We start from the raw sequence: 23,626 nt of genomic DNA on the forward strand, positions 1-23,626 counted from the left end.
GCCACGCCGCCGATCCGGCCGAATTACCCTGAAAGAGGTCGTCCGGGGTCGGGGAGGTCGTTGTGCGTGCGCGGAAGGACACCCGGAGCGAGGATCTGCTCTACACCCTCGCGGTGCGCTACGACCGCTGGCGCCGCGAGCATTCCAGGGGCGGCGAGCAGGACAAACGGCGTACGCGGGCCTTGGTCTTCGGTGCCGGAGAGGCGGCCGGCACCCTTCTGCACGGCATGGTCTTCGACCCGGACAGCCCGTTCGAGCCGGTCGGCATCCTCGACGACGACCCGGCCAAGCGGCGCGAACGCGTGGCCGGCATCCGCGTCATCGGCACCCGGCACGATCTCGGCAAGGCGGTCGGTGACACCGGGGCCGAGGCGCTGATCTTCGCGGTGGCCAACGCCGAGGCGGAGCTGGTGCGGGAGATGCGTGAGCGGGCCGTCGCCGCCGGGGTCGATCTGCTGGTGGTGCCCGAGGCCAGCGAGGTGCTCGACCACGAGCTGGGGGCGCGCGACATCCGCGACGTGCAGGTCACCGATCTGCTCGGCCGGCACCGCATCGAGGTCGACGAGCGGGCGATCGACGACCTGGTGCGGGGCAAGCGGGTGCTGATCACCGGGGCGGGCGGCGTGATCGGGTCCGAGCTGTGCCGCCAGATCCACCGGTTCGAGCCGGCCGAGCTGATGATGTTCGATCACGACGAGGCGGCGTTGCAGGCGGTGCAGCTCAGCGTCGACCCGCGGGCCGAGCTGCACGACCCGTCCGTGCTGCTGGGCGATGTGCGCGACACCGACCGGGTACGCGAGATCTTCCGTACGCGCAATCCCGAAGTGGTCTTCCACGCGGCCGCCCTCAAACACCAGCCGCTGCTCGAGCGGCACCCCAGTGAGGCCGTCAAGACCAACGTGCTGGGGACGCTCGCGCTGCTGGAGGCGGCCGGCGAGGCCGAGCGGTTCGTGACCGTCTCGGCCGACAAGGCCGCCGACCCGGTGAGCGTGCTCGGCTACACGCAGCGCATCACCGAGCGGCTCACCGCGTGGGCCAACCGTGACCAGCCCGGCGTGTTCCTGAGCGTGCGGTTCGGCAACGTCCTCGGCAGCCGGGGTTCGGTGCTCACGAAGTTCCGCGCGCAGATCGCCGACGGCGGCCCGATCACGGTCACCCACCCCGAGGTACGCCGGTTCCTGATGACCACGCAGGAGGCGGTCAGTCTGCTGCTGCAGGCGGCTGCGATCGGCGGGGGCGGCGAGGCGATGGTGCTGCACCTGGGCGAGCCGGTGCTCATCGACCAGCTGGCCCGAGAGCTCGTACGCCTCTCGGGCCAGCTGGTCGACGTCGTCTACACCGGTCTGCGCCCCGGCGAGAAGCTCGGCGAGGTGCTCTTCGGGCCGGGCGAGATCGATGAACGGCCGTACCATCGCTTGATCTCGCACGTCGCCGTTCCCGCTCTGAACCCTTCCGCCGTACGGGATCTGGCCGCGGCCGGCGACACCGAGGTGCTCGTGCGTCGCCTCGGCGAGCTGTGCGCGGCCGTGCCCCCGTTAAAGGTCCGACCCGCCGCTTGAGCGCAGGTGGTCGAGCACGAGCGGGTCGATGTGCCCGGCGACGATGCGCATCTCCAGGTTCTCGACGCCGGCCCATGACGCCAGCGACTCGTCGAGGTCGGGCCCGACGTGACCGGTCGACGCGAGCCGGGACGCGACCTCGTCGGCGAGTTCGCCGGTCAGCGGCAGCAGCGTCGACGGCTCGGGGACCTCGAAGTAGAGGCTGTGCATCTCGAGCAGCCGGCCCAGTTCGGCGACCGGGTCGGGGTGGTCGTCGACGCGCAGGTCGACCCACACGTCGCTGGTTCCGCCGTAGCCGCGGCCCTTGGCCACCACCAGCAGCGCCGCGCTCTGCCGTCCGCGCCGGTCACCGCCGGCCAGATCGCCCGCGCGTAGCGCCTCGAGCAGCCGGTAGCCCAGCGGCGTCTCGTCGCGACCCGCCAGCCAGGCCGCCTGGATGTCGCTGACGACCTGCGCTCCCGCGAGCATGTTGCCCTGGATGGCATAGCCGTCGCCGGCCACGCCGCCCGCCCAGTCGTGGCACTCCTTGCCGGTGAAGGTGGCGCCGAGCCCGTCCGGGCCGACCACGCCGACCTGCCGGTGCTCGATCGGCCCCGAGTCGCCGGCGATCAGCGCCTTGACCGTCTCGGTGGCGGCGACCCCGGTTCCGAGCAGCGCCAGCGACTGCGGGCGATAGGCCAGATTCGCGTACGACTGGGTCGCGACTGCGCCCACGTCGGCCAGCGCGGCCGGGACGGCGGCGCCGACCCCCAGGAACTTGCTGGCCACGGCCACGCCGTGGGCCTTGCCGTCGGCGGAACGGGCGACGATCGAGAAGGTCATGCGGGCGACGTTAGCGCTCGTAACATTCGTGGCGCAGACTGACCCGTAGACCTGCATCGGGCGCGCCCCCACCGCCCTGGCGTGTCCGACCCCGGCCGGTCTTCACCGGCACGAGAGCCGCGGGCCGGCCAGGGAGCGTTGCCGCGATCCCCGTTCGGCCCGCGGCCTCGGCGCTGTCAGTCCTTGAGCACGTCGTCGATCTGGCCCATGGCCAGGGTCAGGCCCTCCTCCATGCCCATCTTCGCCATCTGCTGAAGCTGGTCGAGGCTGGTGAACTGCGACAGTACGGTCATCCGCGTGCCGTCGCCGGCGGCCTCGAACGTGACGACGGCGTGCGTCGGCGCGATGGTGTCGGTCGGCATGCCGCTCTGGTCGGCGAACCCGTCGTTGAACTCGAGCCGGTCCGGCGCCTCGACCAGCGTGAACTCGAACCAGCCGTGCGCCTTGGTGCCGTCGGGCCCGGTCATGTAGTACGCGGAGCGGCCGCCGGGCCGGAACTCGTGCCGGTCGAAGGTGGCGGGCCAGGTCGGCGGGCCCCACCAGCGTTCGAGCTGGCGCGGGTCCTCCCATACCTGCCACACCCGCGCGGGCGGCGCGTCGAACTCGGCGACGAGGGTGAGGGTCAATGCCTCCTCGTCGCGGCGTACGTCCAGCACAGTCATGTGTCTCTCCCTAGTACGTCCTCGATGCCGCGGACCCGGTGGCGCCACAGCTCCTCGATCTCGCCGAGCAGCCCGGCGGCCCGGCGCAGGGTGGTGACCTCGCCGTGCACGACCTGCTCGCGGCCGCGGCGCTCCTTGGTGACGAGCCCGGCCCGTTCCAGCACGGCCACGTGTTTCTGCACCGCGGCGAAGCTCATCGGGTAGCGCGAGGCCAGCGCCGAGACGGACCAGCCGTCGTGAATCACCCGGGCCAGGATGTCGCGGCGGGTGGCGTCGGCCAGGGCGTGGAACACGCGGTCGGCACCCTGATCTACAACCATGTGGTTGTACGTTAGCAGCCGATCACGCCGTGCGGAAGCGCGTCTGGGTGTACGGCTCGCCCTTGCCGAACGCGAGGATCTTGGCCGGGGTGACCGCGAAGACCAGGGCTTCCTGCTCGCCGCCCTGCACGAAGAGGCCGTCGCGCACCTCGAAGTCCCAGCCGTGCCGCTCTTTCCACAGCGTCGTGAGCGTTCTCAAGCGTTGATCGTCGTCGACCCGGGCGGCGCGGCCCTCGACCACGACGTCGAGGCCCTCGTCCTGCTTCTCCGTGCCGGTCGTCAGCACGACGTTCGCATTGCGCTCGAGATTCTTGGCCTTTTGTTCACCGGCGCCGGTGCAGAAGTGCAGCTTTCGGTCGGTCCAGACCGCGGGGAGCGGGGTCACATGCGGGCGCCCGTCGCCCCGCACCGTCGAGAGCCAGAAGATCTTGGCGTACGACAGGGTGTGGTCCACATCGGACCAGGGGCGGGCGGTGGCGCCGGGTGAGCTGTACGCGGGATCGAGTTCGCCGACCGGATCATTCATCCACGGATGGTAACCGCTCAGTAGCGGTAGTGTCGGGCCGCCGCGGGTTCCGCCGTCGTCTCCGTGGTGCCGCCCGACCAGCGGCTTCGTGCCGCGTTGCCGGCCGCGCGGGCGCCGGCGCGGCGGCGTGACGACGGCTTGGGCGCGATCTCGACGCCCGGCCGGTGCTCGACGTGTTCGGCGGCCGAGACCACCACGACCGAGGCGGTGCCCTCGCGCAGCATGCGCATGGCGGCGTCCCAGTCGCCCGGGACCAGACCGACGACGTTGTATCGGCGGGCGGCGCAGTAGTCGAGGCACCGGGCAGCGCTCGCGCTGTAGTTCTCCGGCCGCACGTAAATCACTGCGTCAACCACCGGGATGATCCCTTCGCCGTTTATGAGCCTCGATGTCCGGGCGAGATCTACCTAAACGCCTCGGTCACCTTCTGCATATCCGCTGTTATGGATAAGTGACCGGACTGATCCACCCGCATCGCCCGCGATCGGTCCCAACGCCCCACCCGTCCGGCCATTTCCCGGATTTGGTGTTGCTTTCAACTATCCGAAAGGGAACACTGCCGCATCCCGGTCGACAGCGCCCCGCTGTTGACCGGAAGCCGACAGTGCACTTTTCCGACCGGTTCTCAGACCGGTTCTCAGACCCGGGGCAGGAGCCTCTCCGCGATTTTCTTGGCGTCGGCGAGGTCGTCCCCGCCTCGCGTGTAGACATCGATCTGGACGGTGCCGTAGAGGACGTAGAGGTGGCCCGAACACCAGAAGGCGTCCTCACCCACGGACTCGCCCTGAGCGGTCACCACCTTGAAGTCCTCGGCCGTGGTCCGCGACAGGAACACGTCGAGCTGTCCGCCAGGCTGCTGCCACTGGCAGTACCGGGTGGACTCCCCGTCGGCGACACCGTCCTCGTCGATCCGGGTGATCGCACGTCCGGTCAGCGCCGTGACCTCGTCGCGACTCAACAGCGTGCACGGATCGGGAATGGCCCCCGACTCCCGCACCGACCCGAACCCGCTGCGCGCCTGCCCGGTGGCCGCCACCTCGGGCGCTCCCGACGCCGCCGGCCCGGCCAGGCCGCACCCGGCCCCCGCCAGCAGAACGAGCCCCGCCGCGACCACCCCGACGCTGCGCTTCAAAGACGTCCCCCTTAGCTTGCGTCCCAGGTTCCAGGCCGCCCCCGCCCCGCGTCGAGCCCGGAGCCCGAACTTCAGCCGTTCGGGACGCATAGGATGGTGGCTGACCGACCGGGGAAGTCCATGTGCACGTACTCGATGATCCTTATGGCCTGTCGCCGAGGGCCCGGGCATTCCTGAGGCGTTCCGCCTGGCGCGAGCCGGTTCTTCCGGCCGACGAATGCGGCGTGTTCGAGATGGACCTGCGGCGGGAGGGCTTCGCCGCTCGATTCGGCGGCCTGCGATACACGGTCCGGCGCAGCGTCCAGGTCGCTCAAGAGCGTTGGGATTCCAGCCGGGTCTGGGCTTTCGACCTCGACGACTGGATCCGCCGGGAGGCCGTGGGCTGGTGCTTCGGGTGGGCCGGGGAGCGCGTGTCGTCGCCCGTACGATTCCTGGTTCACGTCGACGGCCGGTTCGGGGTCAGCCAGGGCGGATCGTTCCTCGAGGTCAGCCCGTCGATCTACCACCTGATCGAGAGCCACGCCCTGATGGACTCGCTCGCCGATTGGCACCCGGTCGCGGGCAACGCCCTCGAGCCGTGGTCCGGCGGTGGCTTCGTACGCCGGTTCAAGGCCTGGATGCCCGCGCGCCCGCGCCCAACCCTCTTCATGGCCTGGACGCGGCCGGGCTCAGAGCCGGCCGGAGACTCGCGTCAGGAAGGCGGCGGCGTCGGTCGCGGCGCGTGAGCGTCCCGCCCCGAGCGACATGCTCGCGGAACTTCGCACCTTCACCGCCGGCGAGGGGCTGGCGATGCACCCCGGCGTGACCGCCCTCCTGAAGGCTTTCGAGTCCGCCTCCCGTGAGCGTTAGCGCTGCGGCGGCCGATGGACGGCGTGCCGGAATTCGTGCGCGAGTTGGTCGCGGTGCCGAGCCGGGCGGGCTGGACGTCTGTCGGGGCGCGGTGCGAAGGCTGCTCAGGCCGGATGGCCCGGGTGGGTGATCACCAGGACGGGTTTGGCCGACTGTTTGATCAGGTCGAGGGGGACACTGCCGAGGAGGCGCTCGGCGACCTTGGGGCGGGTGCTCGAGCCGACGACGATGAGGTCGGCGTTGTGCTGCTTGGCGAAGTCGAGGATCGCGGGCACCGGCCGGCCCGGCACCACCGTCACGCTCGCCTCCACCCCCGCTTCGGCGAGGCGGCGGGCCAGTGAGGTCGCTGCCGCGTAGGCCTTGTCGGCGAAGACGCTGCGGGGCACCGAGGCGAGCCTTTCGAGCTCGACCGCGTCGGCGGCGACGACCGCGACCGACGCGCCGGTCTGTTTCGCGAGGCCGGAGACCGCGTCGGCGAGCCACGGCTGATCGGCTTCGGGCTTGGCGGCTACGACGATGCGCATCACCCGACGTTACCGGGTGATCGCGACCAGTCGATAGTTCCGGCGGTCGTAAAGCTCGACAGACGGCTCAATCTGTACGAGTGTTTGCTCTATGGCCGACGTCACAACACGTGAGGAACCCTCCCTCAAGCGAGTCATGGGCCCGGGGCTGCTGCTGCTCTTCGTGGTCGGCGACATCCTGGGTACGGGCGTCTACGCGCTCACGGGCCGGGTGGCGTCCGAGGTCGGCGGGGCCGTCTGGCTCCCGTTCCTGATCGCGTTCCTGGTCGCGCTGCTCACCGCGTTCAGCTATCTCGAACTGGTCACCAAGTATCCGCGGGCGGCGGGTGCGGCGCTTTACACCCATAAGGCGTTCGGCATCCATTTCCTGACGTTCATCGTCACGTTCGCCGTGATGTGCTCCGGTCTGACCAGCGCATCCAGCGCGTCCAAGGCGTTCGCGTCGAATTTCGGCGAGGCTTTCGACCTGACTCTGGGTGACGGGTTCGCGCTGACCGCCATCGCGCTCGGCTTCATCGTGCTCATCGGTCTGATCAATTTCCGCGGCGTGGGCGAGAGCGTGAAGCTGAACGTGCTGCTCACGTGCGTCGAGCTGACCGGTCTGCTGATCGTCATCTGCATCGGCGCGTGGGCGCTCGGCGGCGGCAACGGCGACCTGTCGCGCCTCACCGACTTCCAGTCGGCCGACGGTGAGAACGCGTTCTTCTCGGTCACCGCGGCCACCGCGCTGGCCTTCTTCGCGATGGTCGGCTTCGAGGACTCGGTGAACATGGCCGAGGAGACCAAGGATCCCGTACGCATCTTCCCGAAAGTCATGCTGACCGGGCTCTGCATCACCGGGGTCATCTATGTGCTGGTCTCGATCTCGTCGGTCGCTCTCGTCTCACCGGCCGAGCTCGGCGAGGGTGACGCGCCCCTGCTCAAGGTCGTAGAGGCCGGGGCGTCTGCCTTCCCCCTCTGGATCTTCGCGTTCATCACGATGTTCGCCGTCGCCAACTCCGCCCTGATCAACATGCTGATGGCGAGCCGGCTCCTCTACGGCATGGCCAACGAACGCGTCCTTCCCCGCATTCTCGGCAAGGTCCACCCCGGCCGCCGTACGCCGTGGGTCGGCATCCTGTTCACCACGGTCATCGCCTTCGGCCTGATCTGGTTCGCCGACCTGGGCGCACTGGGCGGTACCACGTCCCTGCTGCTGCTCTGCGTGTTCACGGTCGTGAACATCGCCGTCCTGGTGCTGCGCCGCGACCCGGTCGAGCACAAGCACTTCAAGGCCCCGACCGTGATCCCCGTGATCGGCGCGATCGTCTGCGCCTACCTGGCCAGCCCACTTTCCGGACGGGCCGCGGCCGACTACCGCATCGCTGGCATCCTGCTCGTCATCGGCGTGGTCCTGTGGCTGATCACGTGGCTCTACAACCGCCGCGTACGCCACGAGGACACCACGCTCGACCCTACGAATCTGCGGAAATGAGCGCCGGCAGGATCTCGGGCTCGAAGCGCAGCGTCGCGAAGTAGTCGTCCTCGGTCTCGGCGCGGCGGATCAGCTCGACGGAGCCGTCGGCGTGCAACAGGAGCTCCTTCGGGCGCAGGCGTCCGTTGTAGACCGAGGCCATCGCGTGAACGTGAGCGCCGGTGTCGTGAACGATGAGCAGGTCGCCCTCGGTCACGGCCGGGATCTCACGCTGGACGGCCAGCCGGTCGATGTTCGTGCAGAGCGAGCCGACCACGTCGACCGTCTCGGTGCGGCGGGGGTCGGCGAACGGCGCGGTCACGTGGTGGTAGACGCCGTCGTAGACGACCGAGCGCAGCAGCGCGTTCACCGTCGTGTCGACGCCGACGACCTCGCGCCACTTCGACATGCGGTTGATCACGCGCGTGACCAGCACCCCGTGCGGGCCGGTCAGGTAGCGGCCGTTCTCGAAGCAGATCCTCGGGCGGAATCCGGCGGGCCACCCGGCCACCCGTTCGCGGATCGCCGTGGCCAGCGCCGGCAGGTCGAGATGTTCCTCGCCCGGACGGTACGGGATGCCGAACCCGCCGCCCACGTTCAGCAGCGCGACCTCCACCCCGAGCCGTTGCCCCTGTTCCGCGAGCAGATCAAGGGCGAAGAGCGTCGGTTCGGCCGTACGGAAATTCGCCGCGATCATCATGTGCAGGCCCACCGACCGTACGCCGTGCCGTGCGGCCTTCGCGCACACGGCGGCCAGCCGGTCCACGGGGATCCCGAACTTCGCCGTGTGCGGATGCCCGAACAGCTTGCTGTCGAAGTCCGGAGCGAGCTGACCCGGGTTGATCCGCAGGCCCAGCGACGACGGCACCGCGTCGGCCTCGATCAGCCGGTCGAGCACCACCTCGTCGTCGACCGTGACGAATGCGCCCGCGGCCAGCGCGGCCAGCAGCTCCGCCGTCGTCGTGTTGTTCGACGTGAAGAACAGGTCGCCGGGGCCGGCACCGGCCGCGCGGGCCAGCTCGATCTCGGGCAGCGAACTGCAGTCGAACCCGAAGCCGTGCGCTCGCAGCCGGCGCAGCACGTGCGGGTTGGGCAGCGCCTTGACCGCGAAGTACTCCCGGCAGTCGATGCCGGCGAAGGCCGAGGTGAACGTCGTGCCCGTCGCGTCGATGCCGGCGGCGTCGTAGAGGTAGAACGGCGTACCGAAACGCTGGGCCACGTCGGGCAGCACCGCGCGCAGGCGCTGGTCGAAGTCGTCACTCATCGGCATGGCAGGGGTGTCTCCGGTCCTCAGGCCAGGGCGGCGACGTGCTGGTTCACGTCGAAGCCGTGGACGGTCATCCAGTCGTCGTTGAAAATCTTGGAGAGATAGCCGCGGCCGCTGTCGGGCAGCAGCACCACCACCACGTCGGACGGGCTCAGCCGCTCGGCCAGCCGCAACGCCCCGACCACGGCGGAGCCGCTCGATCCGCCGACCAGCAGACCCTCGTCGCGGGCCAGCCGCCGGGTCATCGCGAACGTCTCGGCGTCGCTCACCGTGATGATCTCGTCGGGCACCGCCGGGTCGTGCGTCAGTGGATAGAAGTCCTGCCCGATGCCCTCGACGAGGTAGCCCTGCCCGTTCCCACCGGCATACACCGAGCCTTCAGGGGCGACACCCACCACGCGTACGGGTCCCATGCGCTGCAGATAGCGGCCGGTGCCGTTCAGCGTGCCGCCGGTGCCGAGCCCGGCCACGAAATGGGTGACCCGGCCGTCGGTGTCGCGCCAGATCTCCGGTCCCGTGGTCGCGGCGTGGCTGGCCGGGCCGTCCGGGTTCGTGTACTGGTCGGGCTTCCACGCGCCGTCGATCTCGCGTGCGAGCCGGTCGCTGACCGAGTGGTACGAGTCGGGGTGCTCGCGGGGGACTGTCGAAGGGCAGACCACGACCTCAGCCCCGTACGCCCGCAGTGTGTCCTGTTTGTCGCGGCTGACCCGGTCGGGGCAGACGAAGACGCAGCGGTATCCCTTGCCGTGCGCGGCCAGCGCGAGCCCGGCCCCGGTGTTGCCGGAGGTCGGCTCGATGATCGTGCCGCCCGGGCGCAGCCGCCCGTCCCGCTCCGCCGCCTCGATCATCCGGATCGCGACCCGGTCCTTCACCGAGCCGCCCGGATTCAGGTATTCGACCTTGGCGAGCACCATCGGGGAGACGTGGGCGGCCACCCGCTGCAACTGGACGAGTGGGGTGTTCCCGATCAGTTCGACGATGGATCTGGCGAAACGCATGCCGGGCATCGTCACACGGTGATCGGGTTTTCCTCCACAGCCATATTGATACTTCGCTCTGCGTAAATACCCTGTTCACCAATCTCTGTTTCGGCTATGGGAATTGCGCGCTGCCAGGGCTGCTGGAACTGCGGTTTCGCGACTCTGTGTCAGGACACTTGCTGTTCAGCAAGCGGTTGCTTCCGCACGCTTTAATTGCATGATCATCTTGCGTTCATTTGGCGGTCCACTTTGTTCTTGAGGGTCTCGCGGCATGGCTATTGTCGATGCCGCGGAACCGCTCGTCCCCGTCGCCGCCCGGGATCCGCTCACGCTCATCCACGAGCAGGCCCGGTCGCGCCCCTCGGCGGTCGCGATCGCGTCCGGCGAGGGGTCGCTGAGCTACGGCGAGCTGGTGGCGAGCGCCGGCGGGGTGGCGTCGGCGCTGCGCGAGGCCGGCGTCGTGGAGGGCGACCTGGTCGGCCTGGCGATGCCCCGGGGGAGCGCGGCGATCGTCGCGATGCTCGGGATCCTCGAGGCGGGCGCGGGCTACGTGCCGTTCGACCCGTCCTACCCGGCGTCCCGGCTGGCCGACATGGTCGACGACGTCGAACCCCGCCTTATCCTGGTGTCCGAGAGTTACCCCGTGCCCGCGCTGCCGAACGGGACGGCAACCATGCTGCTGGCCGGACTTCCAGCGGCGGGTTCAGAGCTTTCGGGGACGGCGGCGATGCGCCTGCCCGAACTTGCAGTGACGGCTCCGGCGTTTTCTGGCGAGACCGAGCCGCCGAGTCAGACCGCAATCGCACCGACATTGTCCGGCAAGTACGCAGACAGTGCAGAGTTGTCGGACGAAGCCCCCGACATGGCAACGTTGTCAGGCGACAGTTCTGTCGTTTCGCTGGCGGAACTGCTGGGTGGAGATGACTCTGCCGAACTCCCGCCGGACACGACGGCTCCGGCCGACGCGTTCTTCACGCCGGACACGACCGCCGCGGCCGACGCGTTCTTCGCGCCGGATACGATCGCGCCGGCCTACGCGATCTTCACGTCGGGGTCGACCGGGCGGCCTAAGGCGGTGCTTGTTCCGCGGCGGGCGCTGGCGAGCTTCTGCGCGGCGGCGGCCGAGCGCTATGCCGTGACCGCGCGGGATCGGTGGCTGCACTTCGCGCCGATCAGCTTCGACGCGAGCGTGGAAGAGATCTTCGTACCGCTGACGGCGGGCGCGACCGTAGTGATCCGCGACGACGAGATGATCAGCCGGGCCGAGTTGTTCCTGCGCCGCTGCGCCGATCTCGGCGTGACCGTGCTCGACCTGCCCACCTCGTACTGGCTGGAAGTTCTCGGGGCCCTCGACCGCGGCGAGGCTGTGCTGCCGGAATCCGTGCGCACGGTCATCATCGGCGGCGAGGCGGTGTCGGTGTCGGCTGTGCGCGACTGGCAGCGGGTCGTCGGCTCGCGGGTGACACTGCTGAACACGTACGGGCCCACGGAGACGACGGTCGTGGTGTCGGTGGCCGACCTGACCGTCTGGGAGGGCGACGGGCCGGTGCCGATCGGCTACCCGCTCGCCGATGTCGAGTGCCGGGTGATCGACGGCGAAGGCGCGCCCGTGCCCGCGGGTCAGGCCGGTGAGCTGGTCATCGGCGGGCCGTTCGTGGCGAGCGGCTATGTGCGCCGTCCCGAGCTGACGGCCGAGCGCTTCGGGTCAGGCGACGAATACCGTACGGGCGACCGGGTGCGGTGGCGTCCCGACGGTCAGCTCGAATACCTGGGCCGCTTCGACCGGCAACTCAAGATCCGTGGCTTCCGGGTGGAGCCGGGCGAGGTCGAGGCCGCGCTGCGCCGCCTGCCCGGCGTGACCGACGCGGTCGTGCTCGGCGACGAGGACCGCCTGGTCGCCCACCTGCTGACGACCAGCGACATCGCCGACGTCCGCCGCCTGCTGGCCGCCGATCTGCCCGCCTATCTCGTGCCGGCCGCGTTTGTGCGGCACGCGTCCTTCCCTCGTACATCGCAGGGCAAGAACGACCGCGCCGCGCTCGCCGCTGCGAACCCGAACAAGGAGCAGACGCACGGCGGGGGAGTGGCCGACCTGTGGCGCTCACTGCTGCCCGGCGACGACGACGACTTCTTCGCCGCGGGTGGCGACTCGCTGGTCGCCGTTCGACTGCTGAGCGCCCTCCGCCGCGAGTTCGGCGTCGCGATGACGCTGAGCGAGCTCTACTCCGTGGCTACCCTGCCCGCGCTGACCGCCGCGGTGGAGTCCCGTGTCGAAGGCACTGCGGCCGACCATGGCTGGGCGAACCACGACGAAAGCGTTCCGCTGCCGCTGACGGCTCTGCAGCGCGAGTTCTGGATCGCCGAGCAGATCAGCGCCGACCGGCCCGTCCACACGCTGGGCATCCGCTACCGGCTTGGCGGATCGCCGCGTCTCGACATACTGCGTCGGGCTCTGGACGAGATGGTCCGCCGGCACCCGATGCTGCGCGCCCGCGTCACCGTCGTCGGCGACGATCCGTGCTTCGTCGTCGAGCCCGACGTCACTGTCCCGCTGATCGAGGGCGACGCGAACGTCGGCGAACCGTTCGACCTGGCCACGGCCCCGCTGGCCCGCGTCCACGTGACCGGCGACGAACTGCTGCTCGTCGTGCACCACCTCGTCTTCGACGGCTGGTCGGCCGGGGTGTTCGGCGGCGAGCTGGGCGACCTCTACCGTACGATCGCCGGCGGCGGCACCCCGGCACCGCACCGCGCCCCCCTGCTCGACCTGCGCGCACGCCAGGCGGCGGACACGTCTGCCGATTATTGGCGGGACCGCCTCGACGGCGTCGACCTCGACGTCGCGTTGCCCACCGACCGCCCCCGCCCCGCCACGCCCGTCTACACCGCCGCCCGCCTGACCCGGCCGATCGACGTGGCCGACCTCGACCGCCACGCGCGCGAGAACCGTTCCAGCCTCTTCGTGCTGCTGCTGGCCGGGCTCCAGACGCTGCTGCACCGCTACACCGGCAAGCGCGACGTGACCGTGCTCGCCACCGTCGCCGGCCGCACCGACCCCGCCCTCGAGGGCCATCTCGGCATGGCGATCAACGTCCTTCCCGTACGGGGTGTGGTCGACGGCGGTTTCGAAGACCTGCTCTCCCGTACGGGAAAGGCTGTCACCGCCGACCTCGAGCACCAGGACCTGGCCCTGCCCGGCATCCTCGCCGCCAGCGGCCGTCGGAACCTGCAGGGCAGCACCGGCCTCGGACCTGTCGTCCTGATCGTGCACAACACGCCGCACGACGAGGCGGGCGAACTGCGCTACATCGGCGACACCGGCCCGAGCACCACGATGGACCACCTCACGATCGGCCTGGATCTGACGGCCGACGGCGCTGTGCTCAACGTCGACTACGCCACCGAACTCTACGACCGCGACCGCATCGAGGCGCTGACCCATCACCTGCTCGCGCTCGTCACGGCCGGCGTCAGCGAGCCGCGAACGCCCGTGGCCGAGCTGCCGATGCTGGCCCCCGACGAGCAGGACCTGATCACGCGGCAATGGAACGACACCGCGTTCGAGCTCACCGGCGAGCTCGCGGTCCAGCAGTTCCTCGAGCACATCGCCGTGACCACCCCGGACGCCCCCGCGCTTACCCATCGCGGATCGACTATCGATTATCGAACCCTGAACGCCCGCGCGAACCGGCTGGCCTGGGCGCTGCGTGACCGCGGTGTCGTGCCCGGCGACCGGGTGGCGATCTGCCTCGACCGCGGCATCGAACTGTTCGTGGTGATGTGGGGCGTCCTCAAGGCCGGCGCCGCCTACGTGCCGCTCGACCCGGCCTACCCTGTGGACCGCCTGCACTACATGCTGACCGACAGCCGTTCCCGCGTCCTGGTCACGCGGCTCCCGGACGCCGGCGACATCACCCGGCCGCCCGTTTCGGAAGCGGCGGCATCTCCCGGCGTAACGTCATCTCCCGGCTCGCGAGGAGCGACCGGCGCGGCATCTCCCGATGTGCTGTCGCCCGATGACGCCGATGCATTCCCCGATACTGATCCGCCCCTCGTCAACGGCCCGGACGACCCGGCGTACGTCATGTACACCTCGGGCTCGACCGGCCGCGCTAAAGGCGTCGTCGTCAGCCACGGCAACCTGGTGCACGCCGTGCGCATGTGGCAGCGCGCCTACGACCTGCGTCCCGAGTGGACCTATCAGCAGCAGGCCAGCTTCTCGTTCGACATGTTCGTGTGCGAGACGTTCCGCGCGCTGTGCACCGGCGGGCGACTTGTCGTCGTTCCGCGCGAAACTCTGCTGGATCCGTCCGAGTTCTACGCGTTAATGCGCACCGAACAGGTCCGCTGTACCGAACTTGTGCCGGCCGTCCTACGTATGTTGCTCGAACACGTCGAGGACACCGGCGCCGACCTCAGCTTCGTACGCCTGCTGATCTGCGGCGGCGAGAAGTGGCACGTCGGCGAGTTCCGGCGGGCCCGCGCGCTGGTCGGGCCGGGCAACCGCGTGATCAACGCGTACGGCGTGACCGAGGGGACGGCCGACAGCACCTACTTCGACGGCTCGGTCGACCATCTGCCCGACGAGGCGCCGCTGCCGATCGGCCGCCCGTTTCCCAACTGCCGAGTCTACGTGCTCGACGAGCACCGCCGTCCCGTGCCGCCCGGCGTGATCGGCGAGCTCTATCTGGGCGGTCTCGCCGTAGCCACCGGCTACTTCGACCGGCCCGAACTCACCGCCGAGCGTTTCGTGGCCGACCCGTTCGCCGGCGGCGACGCGCGCATGTACAAGTCCGGCGACGCCGCCCGCTATCACCGCGACGGTCTGATCGACTTCCTCGGCCGCCTCGACGACCAAGTCAAGATCAATGGCTACCGGGTCGAGCTGGGCGAGGTCGAAGCGGCCCTCGGCGCGCTGCCGGGCGTCGCGTCCTGCGCGGCCACGGTGCGTCCGGGCCCGTCGGGTCTGACCCAGCTTCTCGGGTACGTGGTCACACGCGCCGGAGCCGCTGCCGGGGCCGGTGCCAGGGCCGCTGCCGGAGCCGCTGCCGCTGCCGGAGCCGGAGCCGGGGCCGCTGCCGGAGCCGTCCGCGCTGAGCAGGGCGTGCGCGACGCCCTGGCCGCCGTGCTGCCGACCCACATGGTCCCGGCCCGCGTCGTCTTCCTCGATGCTCTGCCCCTGAGCCCCAACGGCAAGATCGACCGCAACCGCCTGCCCGCCCCGCCTGACGACGGGGGCCTGGTCAGAACAGCCCCCCGTACGCCCACCGAGAAGCGCCTCGCTGAGGCCTGGTGCGCCGAACTGGCCCTGGAGGAGCTCGGCATCGACGACAACTTCTTCGCCGTCGGCGGTGACTCGTTCGCCGCCGTCAAACTGGTTCGCCGCATCGACCCCGCACCGTCCCTCGTGGACCTCTACCAGAATCCGACCGTACGAGGCCTGGCCGCGCTCCTGGACGAGCGGCACCCGGCTGTGGAGGGCGGCACCGCGGGAGGCGTCGCCGCGACCGGTGAACGGCCGCTGCTCTACCGGCTCACCCGGCGCGAGTCCGACGTCGCCGCGGGCGGCCGGACCGTCGTCGCCGTCCCGTACTCGGGTGGCTCGGCCATCGCCTACCAGCCGCTGGCCGACGCGCTCCCGTCGTCCTGGGCGCTGCACGCGGTCGAACTGCCCGGCCACGACCGCAACCGCCCCTTCGAGCCGCTCGAATCCGCGTCGCGCGTGGCCGAACGCGTCGTCGCTGAGATGCGTACGCTCTCCGGCCCGATCGTGCTCTACGGCCACTGCCTCAGCGTCGCCATCACCGTCGAGATCGCTCGCCGGGCCGAGGCGGCCGGGATCGACCTCGCCGGCGTGGGCCTCGGCGCGGGCCTGCCCACCGCCCGCCTGTCGGGCCCGATCCTCGACTGGTTCACCCGCCTGCAACGGATGGGCTCGAAGCGCGAGTACATCGAATATCTGCGCGGCCGTGGCGGCTTCACCGACGTCGACGACCCGGCCGAGCAGGCTTTCGTCGTTCGCAACGTCAAGCATGACGAGCAGGACGCGGAGGAATACTTCTCAGCGGCGTACCGGGAGAAGGCCCCGACCCTGCTGAAGGCGCCCGTGGTCAGCGTGATCGGCCAGCGTGACCGGGTGACCGACCACTACCAGGAGCGCTACCTCGAGTGGGAGCACTTCGCGGGCGACGTGAGCCTGGCGGTGCTGCCCAACGCCGGCCACTTCTTCATCAAGTCCCACGCCGACGAACTGTCCGCCGTGCTCGTCGATCTCGGCGCGCCGCGCGACGAAACCCCGCCGCTCTCACCACTGCCGCAAGATTCCCCCGTACGGCCCAGCGTGCGCCGCTTCGGCGTCGTCGCGCTCGGCCAGTTCGTCTCGATGATCGGCAGCGGTCTCAGCTCGCTGGTCCTGAGCATCTGGGTCTATCAGCGCACCGGCTCCCTGACCCAGTTCGCCGTGCTCAGCGCGATCGGCTTGCTCCCCGGCATCCTCGCCGGTCCCTTGGCGGGTGCGGTCGCCGACCGCTGGGACCGTCGCCGCGTCATGCTGGTCAGCGACCTCTCCGCGGCCCTGGCCATGGGCGCCGTCATCGCCGTCATGCTGGCGGGGACCGTACAGGAATGGCATCTGTATCTGGCCGTGTCGGTCACCTCGATCGCCGGCGCGTTCCAACGGCCCGCCTACCTGGCCGCCGTCTCCCAGCTCGTCCCTAAGCGCTACCTCGGCCACGCGGTCGGCATCACCCAGCTCGGCGTCGCCGCCGGCGTCACGTTCGCCCCCATGCTCGGCGCGGCCCTGTTCGGCGTGGTCGGCCTCACCGGCGTACTGGTCATCGACGTCGCCTCGTTCCTCACCGGCGTGCTCACCCTGCTGTGGGTCCGCTTCCCGAACAGCCAGTGGCGCCGGCGCGACGAGCCGTTCCGCGAGGAGATCGCGGCCGGCTGGCGCTACCTGAGCCACCGCCCGTCGCTGCGCGCCGTGCTGCGCTACTTCGTCGTCGACCACGTCCTCTACACGCTCGGCTTCGCCGTCATCACCCCGCTCCTGCTGATCGAACACTCCCCGCTGGCCCTCGGCGCCGTCCTCAGCGCCGGTGGCATCGGCGGCCTGGCCGGCGCCGTCCTCATGACCCTGTGGGGCGGCACCGCCCGCCGCGCCTCCGGAATGATCATCTTCATGGGCGTGTCCAGCCTGGGCATGACCGTCATCGGCGCCGGCGGCTCCGTCACGACCGCGGTCATCGGCATGTTCCTGCTGACCTTCGGCGAGGTGCTGGCCGAGTCCCACTGGATCGCCGTCGTCCAGAACAAGGTCGGCTTCGATCTGCAGGGCCGCGTCCTGGCCGTCTTCATCACCCTGATGATGCTCACCATGCCGATCGGCTACCTGATCGTCGGTCCGTTGGCCGAGCGCTTCGTCGAGCCCCTGCTGGCGCCGGGCGGCGCACTGGCCGGTTCCTTCCTCGGTACGGGGGAGGGCCGCAGCCTGGCCCTGCTGGTGCTGCTCAGCGGCCTGTTGCAGATCGCCTGGTGCGTCCGCGGCTGGTTCAACCGCAGCGTCCACCACGTCGAGGACACCCTGCCCGACGCCCTGCCCCCGGCCGAGGTGGGCGACCGCGACGCCCTCCAGCGTCAGGCCGACGAACTGCTCGCCGCTCACGCCCGGTGACTTCTTCCGGCGCTCGGCGACACTCAGCCGCCGAGCGCCGGCCCATGCCACCCGATCACTCAGCCGCCGAGCGCCGGCCCCGTGCCACCCGATCACTCCGCCGCGAAGCCCGTCACAGCCAGCGGCGGACGCCGGCGCGATAGCGGTCGTACTCCTCTCCGAAGCGTTCGGCCAGGTAACGCTCCTCGGGCCCGATGACCAGGTAGCGGACGGCGGCGAGCGCCAACGGCAGGAGGACGAGCGGCCACCACGACCCGGCCAGCAGCGCGCCACCGACGTAGAGGAGGGCGAGGCCCGCGTACATCGGGTTGCGCGACAGCCGGTAGGCACCCGTCGTGACCAGGGCGGCGACCGGGTGGTGCGGAACGATCGTGGTGCGGTGGCGGATCACCGCGCGTACGCCGCCGGCGGTCAGCACGACGCCCAGTGCCGCCACGACGGCCCCGGCCACGATCGTCCCGGGCCGGCCTCCGAGGGGTAGCGGCGCCGCCGCGTGCAGCAGCAGACCGGCAACGAAACCGGCGACGTAGTAGAGCGGCGGCGGAACGGGACTCACGCGGGCGCCGCGGTCGGCGTCGGTCGGAAGGGACATGGCCATCACCTCTTCGGTAGAGTAGTACTCTATCGAATAGAGGACTACGCTATCGGGGTGGTTGTCAAGCGTCCGTACGAGTCGTCCCGGCGCCGGGAGCAGGCGCGGCTGACCCGCCGGGCCATCCTCGCCGCCGCCGCCGACCTGTTCGTCGAACCCGGATATGCGGCGACCCCGCTGGTTTCGGTCGCCGAGCGGGCCGGGGTCGCGATCCAGACGGTCTACAAGGTCTTCGGCAGCAAGAAGGCGCTGCTCGAGGCCCTGGTCGACGTGACGATCGCGGGCGACGACGAACCGGTGGCGCTGCCCGATCGCCCGTTCGTGGCCGAGATCCGGGCGTTGCCCGACGTACGCGGCAAACTGTCCCGGTACGCGACGCATCTGATCGAGATCCACCAGCGCCAGTCGCGCGTGATGCTGGCCCTGGCCGGCGCGGCCACCGCCGATCCTGAGGCCGCCACGATCTGGCGCCGGCATCTCGACGACCGCCGCCGCGGCATGGCGATGTTCGCGTCCGAGCTGATCGGAACCGGTCAGCTGCGCCCCGGCCACACGACCGACACGGTCACCGACGTGCTGTGGCTCGCGATGGACGTGCGCAACTTCGACTATCTCGTACGGGACAGGGGCTGGTCCTTGGAGCATTTCCACCGCTGGTACGTCGACACGGTCTCGGCCGCGCTGCTCGGCTGACCGGCGCAGTGGTGGTTGCACATTGTTCGCCGTCCTCCGTCGTGAGGTTGTGCCACTGACGCCGTCCGTACGCCCGGGGTCGGATGGGGGGATGGCGGCACAGACATGGTTGATCACCGGCTCCTCGCGGGGATTCGGGCGGGCGCTGGCGACGGCCGCGCTGGAGGCGGGCGACAACGTGGTAGCCACCGCGCGCAAGCCGAGTGACCTCTCCGAGCTGGTCGAGCTCTACCCGGAGAGGTCGGTGGCGGTCGAGCTCGACGTCGTCGAGGAACTCGCCGCCGAGGACGCGGTCGCGGCGGCCGTGGACCGGTTCGGCCGGCTCGACGTCGTGGTGAACAACGCGGGCTACGCCAACGTCGCGCCGATCGAGTTCGCTGACGACTTCCACAATCAGTTCGACACCAACTTCTGGGGCGTCTACAACGTCACCGTCGCGGCCGTGCCCGTCATGAAGGCGCAGGGCGGCGGCACGATCGTTCAGTTCTCGTCGGTCGGCGGTCGTGTCGGTGGCACCCCCGGGCTCGGCTCCTACCAGGCGGCTAAGTTCGCCGTGGACGGCTTCACCCGCGTGCTGGCCGCCGAGGTCCGGCCCTTCCGCATCCGCACGCTGGTCGTCGAACCCAGCGGCTTCGCCACGGACTGGGCCGGTTCCTCGATGGGGGTCGACGAGATCCCACCGGAATACGAGGAGACCGTCGGTGCTTTCGGCCGGTTCCGCGAAGCGGCCGCCCTCACCGCCGGCGACCCGGTCCGCGCCGCCGAGATCCTCGTCCGCGTCGTGAAACGCCGCCACCTGCCCTCCCACCTGCTGCTGGGCGCGGGCGCGGTCGACCGGGCCCAGGACTACTCGCGGAGCCAGCTCGACCAGGCAGCGGAGTGGGCCGCGGTCAGCCGCTCGGCCGACTTCGCCGAGGACTACCCCGTGGACCTCCCCAAGGACCCGGCCTGACCCCGGGTGCTGTCCGCGAGACCGGGTACTGGACCTACGCCGCACGAAATGAGGAGGGGCCGCGTCCGGACGTGGACGCGGCCCCTCCTTGTGGAGCGGGTCAGCCTTTGACGCTACCGGCGAGCAAGCCTCGGACGAAGTAGCGCTGCAGCAGCAGGAACACCGTCACGGGCACGATGATGGAGACGAAGGCGCCTGCGGAGAGCAGTTGCCAGGCCGTTCCACGCGTGCCGCTCAGGTTGGCCAGTTGCAGGGTGATCGGGGCTACCTCGTCGCCGCCGCCGGCGAAGACCAGGGCGACGAGCAGGTCGTTCCAGACCCAGAGGAACTGGAAGATGCCGAACGCGGCCAGCGCGGGGGTCAGCAGCGGCAGCATGACCTTGAAGAAGATCGAGACGTGCCCGGCGCCGTCGACGCGGGCGGCCTCGATCAGGCCGGCGGGGATCTCACGCATGAAGTTGTGCAGGAGATAGATCGCCAGGGGTAGCGCGAACGTCGCATGGGAGATCCACAACGTCCAGAACGTGCCGGTCAGCTTGATGTTCACGAAGATCTCGAGCAGCGGGATCAGCGTGACCTGCAGCGGAACGATCTGCAGGGCGAAGATGGCCAGGAACAGGATGTTGCGGCCCGGGAAGTTGATCCAGGCGAACGCGTACGCCGACAGGGCCGCGATGGTCATCGGGATGAGCACCGCGGGGATGCAGATGACCAGCGAGTTCACGAAGAAGCCGGCCAGGTTGACGCCGCCCTCCTCGCCGAACACGCCGCGGTAGTTGTCCCACGTGGTCGTCGGGTCGCTGAAGAACGTCCACCAGCCGGTCGTCTTGATCTGGCGCTCGGGCCGGAACGACGAGACCAGCAGGCCGAACGTCGGCAGCGTCCAGAGCACCGCGAGTACGATCGCGGCCAGCGACGCCCACGGCGAGCTGAGCCGCTTGCGGGCGATCTTCGCGGCGCTGGGCCGCTCGGCCTTGAGCGGGGCCGAGGTCGTCACCGGAGTGGCGGTGCTCATGATGCCTCCGACTGACGAAGAGTCCGGACGTTGTACCAGACGATCGGGATGACCAGGATGAACAGCAGGACCGCCAGCGCGGCGCCGAGGCCCTGGTTGTCGGCCCGGAACGTCTGGCTGTAGAACTCGTTGGCCACGACGCTCGTCTTGAACTGGCCGCCGGTCATCGTCCGCACGATGTCGAAGACCTTGAGGGTCGCGATGCCGATCGTGGTCAGCACGACCACGACGGTGGGCCGGACGCTCGGCAGCGTGATCTGGCGGAACATGCTCCAGGCGCTGACGCCGTCGAGGCGGGCGGCTTCGATGATGTCGTCCGGGATCGCCTTGATCGCGGCCGACAGGATCGTCATGGCGAAGCCGGCCTGCACCCAGATCAGCACGATGATGAGCAGGAACGTGTTCAGCGGCGACTCGATGAGCAGCTGCTGAGGTTTGCCACCGAGCCAGACGATGATCTGGTTCACGAGGCCGATCTGCTTAACATTGCCCTGGTCGGGGCGGTACTCGTAGACGAACTTCCAGATCACGGCCGCGGCCACGAACGAGATCGACACGGGCAGGAAGATCAGGGCCTTGGCGAACGACTCGTACCGCGACTTGTCGACCAGGATCGCGTAGATCAGGCCGATCGCCGTCGCCACGAACGGGGTGATGGCCACCCAGATCACCGTGTTGCCCAGCACGCGGAGCTGATCGTTGTCGGTGAAGATCGTGCCGTAGTTGTCCAGGCCGATGAACGCGGTGCCCGCGGCGTCGAAGAAGGACTGGTAGATGGTGCGGAGGCCCGGGTAGACGAGACCGACCGCGAGCAACAGGATCGCCGGCAACAGGTAGAGATACGCGACGACCTTGTCCCCGCGTCTGCCGCCGAATCGCCCGGCGAAGAAAAGGATCACGCCCATGACGGCTGCGAAAAGCAGCAGCGCCATGAGCATTTGGACGACCTTCTCGCCGGTGTTCGTCGCCGTATCGAACGGGAAGAAAGCGAGGGTGGTGGAGGCGGTGTTAGACACGCGGCCCGGACCTCCTTGTGCGCTGGAAAGGAGAGAGGTTCGGGGCCGGCCGGAAAGATTGCTCCGACCGGCCCCGGTTTAACGCTGTCGAACTACTTCGGCCACGCCTTTTCGATGTTGTCCAGGGTGGTCTTGGTGTCCTGGCCGGTGATCCAGCTCGTCGCCTGCTTCCAGAACGCGTCGGAGCCCACGGCCGCCGGCATCTGGTCGGAGCCGTCGAAGCGGAACGTCGCCTTCGGGTCGAGCAGGATGGTGCCGGCGAGCTTGTCGATCGGGTTGGTCAGGTTGTTCGGGTCGAGACCCTTGTTGGCCGTGACCCAGCCCGAGGAGAGCTTCGCCTTGGTGTTGGCCCACACGTCCGAGGAGATGTAGGTCTGGAACGCCTTGACCTCGGGGCGGTCGTTGAAGGCCACCACGAACTCGCCCGCGCCGAGCACCGGCTTGGTGTTGGCGTCCGGGCCGGGCAGGTAGAACGCGAAGACGTCGCCGTCCTCGGCCACCTTGACGTCCTTGGGGAAGTTGGCCGCGTAGAAGCTGGCCTGGCGGTGCAGGGAGCAGGTGTTGCCGTCGACGATGGGCAGGCCCGCGTCCTGGAACGTGGTCGTCGCGATGCTCTTGACGTCGCCGAGACCGCCGTTGACGTACTTGTCGTTCTTCAGGTAGCCGCCGACGGCGTCGAGCGCGGTCGTCGCCTCGGGACCGTTGAACGGGATCTTGTGGCTGACCCAGTCGTCGTACTTCTCCGGACCGGCGGTCCGCAGCATGAAGTCTTCCATCCAGTCGGTGACCGGCCAGCCGGTCGCGTCACCACTGCTGATGCCGGCGCACCACGGCTTCTTGCCGTCGGCCACCATCTTGTCGCTGAGCGCCTGCAGCTCGGCCAGCGTGGTCGGCACGGTGTAGCCGGCGTCCTTGAACTCCGACGGCGAGTACCACACCAGCGACTTCACGCTCGCGCCCAGCGGGGCGCCGTAGAACTTGCCGTCGATCGTGGTGTAGCCCTTCCAGGCCTTGTCCCAGAACTTGTCGACGTTGGCCGACACCTCCTCGGGGGCCGGCACGGCCTTGCCGGTCGCGACGAGCTGCTTGACCAGGCCCGGCTGGGGCACGATGGCCAGGTCCGGCGGGTTGCCGGCCTTGGCGCGCACCAGGATCTGGGTCTCGAAGGCCTTGTCGCCCTCGTACTTGATGGTCGCGCCCGTGCAAGCCTCGAAGGGCTTGTAGGAATCGATGTGGGGCTTGTCCTCGGGCGTCACGATGCCCGTGTAAATGGTGACCGTCTTGCCCTTGATGTCACCGAACTTGGTGTATGGCGCACAGTCGATGGCCGACGCGGATGCGTCCGTGCCGCCGGCGCTATCGGAATCGTCGCCGCCGCCGCACGCGGCGAGGCCGAAGATCAGGCCCGCGCTCATCGTGCCGGCGAGTGCGGCCCGAAGACGCGGACTCGTAGGTTGACCGAACATACCGCTCCCTATGTCAAATCGCGCTTCCGACGTCCGGAGACGTCGCCGTCCGAAGCGCTACTTGGATCACAGTCAAGAGGTAACCGGCACGTTGCGCAATGATTTCCGCTTGATCGACTCGGTAAC

The 23,626-nt window shown here is 69.6% G+C and carries 18 protein-coding genes and 1 pseudogene; 6 read left to right on the forward strand and 13 right to left on the reverse strand.

What is annotated here, in order from left to right; translation table 11 throughout:
• The first annotated feature begins 62 nt into the window (after nucleotides 1-62).
• Nucleotides 63-1,559: a polysaccharide biosynthesis protein gene (locus tag EER30_RS27670; RefSeq protein ID WP_127503535.1), complete on the forward strand. Its 1,497-nt coding sequence runs from the start codon at nucleotides 63-65 to the stop codon at nucleotides 1,557-1,559.
• Here the strand turns inward: EER30_RS27670 and EER30_RS27675 are convergent.
• The 6 genes from EER30_RS27675 to EER30_RS27700 all read right to left on the reverse strand — a co-directional run bounded on the left by EER30_RS27675 (nucleotide 1,536) and on the right by EER30_RS27700 (nucleotide 5,021).
• Nucleotides 1,536-2,381, reverse strand: a complete 846-nt coding sequence (locus tag EER30_RS27675; RefSeq protein WP_127503536.1) for a DUF1028 domain-containing protein — start codon at nucleotides 2,379-2,381, stop codon at nucleotides 1,536-1,538. The two genes, EER30_RS27670 and EER30_RS27675, sit on opposite strands and share 24 nt — an antisense overlap.
• A gap of 176 nt (nucleotides 2,382-2,557) precedes the next feature.
• Entirely contained in the window at nucleotides 2,558-3,043 is a 486-nt protein-coding gene (locus tag EER30_RS27680; protein ID WP_127503537.1) for an SRPBCC family protein, read from the reverse strand.
• Nucleotides 3,040-3,363 (reverse strand): ArsR/SmtB family transcription factor, encoded by a 324-nt coding sequence (locus tag EER30_RS27685; RefSeq protein WP_127503538.1) that lies wholly within the window; start codon nucleotides 3,361-3,363, stop codon nucleotides 3,040-3,042. Before EER30_RS27685 ends, EER30_RS27680 begins: the two co-directional genes overlap by 4 nt.
• 22 nt (nucleotides 3,364-3,385) lie before the next feature.
• Nucleotides 3,386-3,889: a pyridoxamine 5'-phosphate oxidase family protein gene (locus EER30_RS27690; protein ID WP_127503539.1), complete on the reverse strand. Its 504-nt coding sequence runs from the start codon at nucleotides 3,887-3,889 to the stop codon at nucleotides 3,386-3,388.
• A 17-nt stretch (nucleotides 3,890-3,906) separates the two neighbouring features.
• Nucleotides 3,907-4,245 carry a hypothetical protein gene (locus EER30_RS27695; RefSeq protein WP_127503540.1) on the reverse strand — a complete coding sequence of 113 codons (339 nt, stop codon included), beginning with the start codon at nucleotides 4,243-4,245 and terminating at the stop codon, nucleotides 3,907-3,909.
• A gap of 281 nt (nucleotides 4,246-4,526) precedes the next feature.
• Entirely contained in the window at nucleotides 4,527-5,021 is a 495-nt protein-coding gene (locus EER30_RS27700) for a DUF3558 family protein (protein WP_164842502.1), read from the reverse strand.
• A gap of 224 nt (nucleotides 5,022-5,245) precedes the next feature.
• On the opposite strand from EER30_RS27700, the gene EER30_RS27705 reads away from it, so the two are divergent.
• A complete protein-coding gene (locus tag EER30_RS27705) occupies nucleotides 5,246-5,746 on the forward strand; it encodes a hypothetical protein (protein ID WP_127503542.1) in 501 nt (166 codons plus the stop codon).
• 228 nt (nucleotides 5,747-5,974) lie between these two features.
• Here the strand turns inward: EER30_RS27705 and EER30_RS27710 are convergent, their stop codons facing one another.
• Nucleotides 5,975-6,394 (reverse strand): universal stress protein, encoded by a 420-nt coding sequence (locus EER30_RS27710; protein ID WP_127503543.1) that lies wholly within the window; start codon nucleotides 6,392-6,394, stop codon nucleotides 5,975-5,977.
• 91 nt (nucleotides 6,395-6,485) lie between these two features.
• Here EER30_RS27710 and EER30_RS27715 point away from each other — a divergent pair, with 91 nt between their 5' ends.
• On the forward strand, nucleotides 6,486-7,868 hold the full coding sequence (locus EER30_RS27715) for an APC family permease (RefSeq protein WP_127503544.1): 1,383 nt from the start codon (nucleotides 6,486-6,488) through the stop codon (nucleotides 7,866-7,868).
• On the opposite strand, the gene EER30_RS27720 is transcribed toward EER30_RS27715, so the two are convergent.
• Nucleotides 7,849-9,111 (reverse strand): diaminopimelate decarboxylase family protein, encoded by a 1,263-nt coding sequence (locus tag EER30_RS27720; RefSeq protein ID WP_240670330.1) that lies wholly within the window; start codon nucleotides 9,109-9,111, stop codon nucleotides 7,849-7,851. The two genes, EER30_RS27715 and EER30_RS27720, sit on opposite strands and share 20 nt — an antisense overlap.
• Before the next feature lie 59 nt (nucleotides 9,112-9,170).
• Nucleotides 9,171-10,112, reverse strand: a pseudogene (locus tag EER30_RS27725) (pyridoxal-phosphate dependent enzyme); the annotation flags it as partial.
• A 253-nt stretch (nucleotides 10,113-10,365) separates the two neighbouring features.
• Here EER30_RS27725 and EER30_RS27730 point away from each other — a divergent pair.
• Nucleotides 10,366-17,766 (forward strand): non-ribosomal peptide synthetase/MFS transporter, encoded by a 7,401-nt coding sequence (locus EER30_RS27730; protein WP_127503547.1) that lies wholly within the window; start codon nucleotides 10,366-10,368, stop codon nucleotides 17,764-17,766.
• A 112-nt stretch (nucleotides 17,767-17,878) separates the two neighbouring features.
• Here EER30_RS27730 and EER30_RS27735 read toward each other — a convergent pair whose 3' ends face one another.
• Nucleotides 17,879-18,358, reverse strand: a complete 480-nt coding sequence (locus EER30_RS27735; protein WP_240670331.1) for a methyltransferase family protein — start codon at nucleotides 18,356-18,358, stop codon at nucleotides 17,879-17,881.
• A 57-nt stretch (nucleotides 18,359-18,415) separates the two neighbouring features.
• Here EER30_RS27735 and EER30_RS27740 point away from each other — a divergent pair, with 57 nt between their 5' ends.
• A complete protein-coding gene (locus tag EER30_RS27740) occupies nucleotides 18,416-19,051 on the forward strand; it encodes a TetR/AcrR family transcriptional regulator (RefSeq protein ID WP_240670332.1) in 636 nt (211 codons plus the stop codon).
• 91 nt (nucleotides 19,052-19,142) lie between these two features.
• A complete protein-coding gene (locus EER30_RS27745; protein WP_127503548.1) occupies nucleotides 19,143-20,003 on the forward strand; it encodes an SDR family NAD(P)-dependent oxidoreductase in 861 nt (286 codons plus the stop codon).
• A gap of 100 nt (nucleotides 20,004-20,103) precedes the next feature.
• On the opposite strand, the gene EER30_RS27750 is transcribed toward EER30_RS27745, so the two are convergent.
• The 3 genes from EER30_RS27750 to EER30_RS27760 form a co-directional block, all read right to left on the reverse strand.
• Nucleotides 20,104-21,018 carry a carbohydrate ABC transporter permease gene (locus EER30_RS27750; RefSeq protein WP_127503549.1) on the reverse strand — a complete coding sequence of 305 codons (915 nt, stop codon included), beginning with the start codon at nucleotides 21,016-21,018 and terminating at the stop codon, nucleotides 20,104-20,106.
• Nucleotides 21,015-21,956, reverse strand: a complete 942-nt coding sequence (locus tag EER30_RS27755) for a carbohydrate ABC transporter permease (protein ID WP_127503583.1) — start codon at nucleotides 21,954-21,956, stop codon at nucleotides 21,015-21,017. The genes EER30_RS27750 and EER30_RS27755 overlap by 4 nt, the downstream gene beginning before the upstream one ends.
• Nucleotides 21,957-22,126: 170 nt before the next feature.
• Complete coding sequence (locus tag EER30_RS27760) at nucleotides 22,127-23,500, reverse strand: ABC transporter substrate-binding protein (protein WP_127503550.1); 1,374 nt, start codon at nucleotides 23,498-23,500, stop codon at nucleotides 22,127-22,129.
• Nucleotides 23,501-23,626: the final 126 nt, after the last annotated feature.

The organism is Actinoplanes solisilvae, assembly GCF_003999975.1.
Lineage (GTDB): Bacteria > Actinomycetota > Actinomycetes > Mycobacteriales > Micromonosporaceae > Actinoplanes > Actinoplanes solisilvae.

What these genes read in the sequence shown, in the direction of transcription:
- EER30_RS27675 (WP_127503536.1), bottom strand. Translation starts at nt 2,381, where the DNA reads ATGACCTTCTCGATCGTCGCCCGTTCCGCCGACGGCAAGGCCCACGGC.
- EER30_RS27680 (WP_127503537.1), bottom strand. Translation starts at nt 3,043, where the DNA reads ATGACTGTGCTGGACGTACGCCGCGACGAGGAGGCATTGACCCTCACC.
- EER30_RS27685 (WP_127503538.1), bottom strand. Translation starts at nt 3,363, where the DNA reads ATGGTTGTAGATCAGGGTGCCGACCGCGTGTTCCACGCCCTGGCCGAC.
- EER30_RS27690 (WP_127503539.1), bottom strand. Translation starts at nt 3,889, where the DNA reads ATGAATGATCCGGTCGGCGAACTCGATCCCGCGTACAGCTCACCCGGC.
- EER30_RS27710 (WP_127503543.1), bottom strand. Translation starts at nt 6,394, where the DNA reads ATGCGCATCGTCGTAGCCGCCAAGCCCGAAGCCGATCAGCCGTGGCTC.
- EER30_RS27715 (WP_127503544.1), top strand. Translation starts at nt 6,486, where the DNA reads ATGGCCGACGTCACAACACGTGAGGAACCCTCCCTCAAGCGAGTCATG.
- EER30_RS27720 (WP_240670330.1), bottom strand. Translation starts at nt 9,111, where the DNA reads ATGAGTGACGACTTCGACCAGCGCCTGCGCGCGGTGCTGCCCGACGTG.
- EER30_RS27730 (WP_127503547.1), top strand. Translation starts at nt 10,366, where the DNA reads ATGGCTATTGTCGATGCCGCGGAACCGCTCGTCCCCGTCGCCGCCCGG.
- EER30_RS27735 (WP_240670331.1), bottom strand. Translation starts at nt 18,358, where the DNA reads ATGTCCCTTCCGACCGACGCCGACCGCGGCGCCCGCGTGAGTCCCGTT.
- EER30_RS27745 (WP_127503548.1), top strand. Translation starts at nt 19,143, where the DNA reads ATGGCGGCACAGACATGGTTGATCACCGGCTCCTCGCGGGGATTCGGG.
- EER30_RS27750 (WP_127503549.1), bottom strand. Translation starts at nt 21,018, where the DNA reads ATGAGCACCGCCACTCCGGTGACGACCTCGGCCCCGCTCAAGGCCGAG.
- EER30_RS27755 (WP_127503583.1), bottom strand. Translation starts at nt 21,956, where the DNA reads ATGCTCATGGCGCTGCTGCTTTTCGCAGCCGTCATGGGCGTGATCCTT.
- EER30_RS27760 (WP_127503550.1), bottom strand. Translation starts at nt 23,500, where the DNA reads ATGTTCGGTCAACCTACGAGTCCGCGTCTTCGGGCCGCACTCGCCGGC.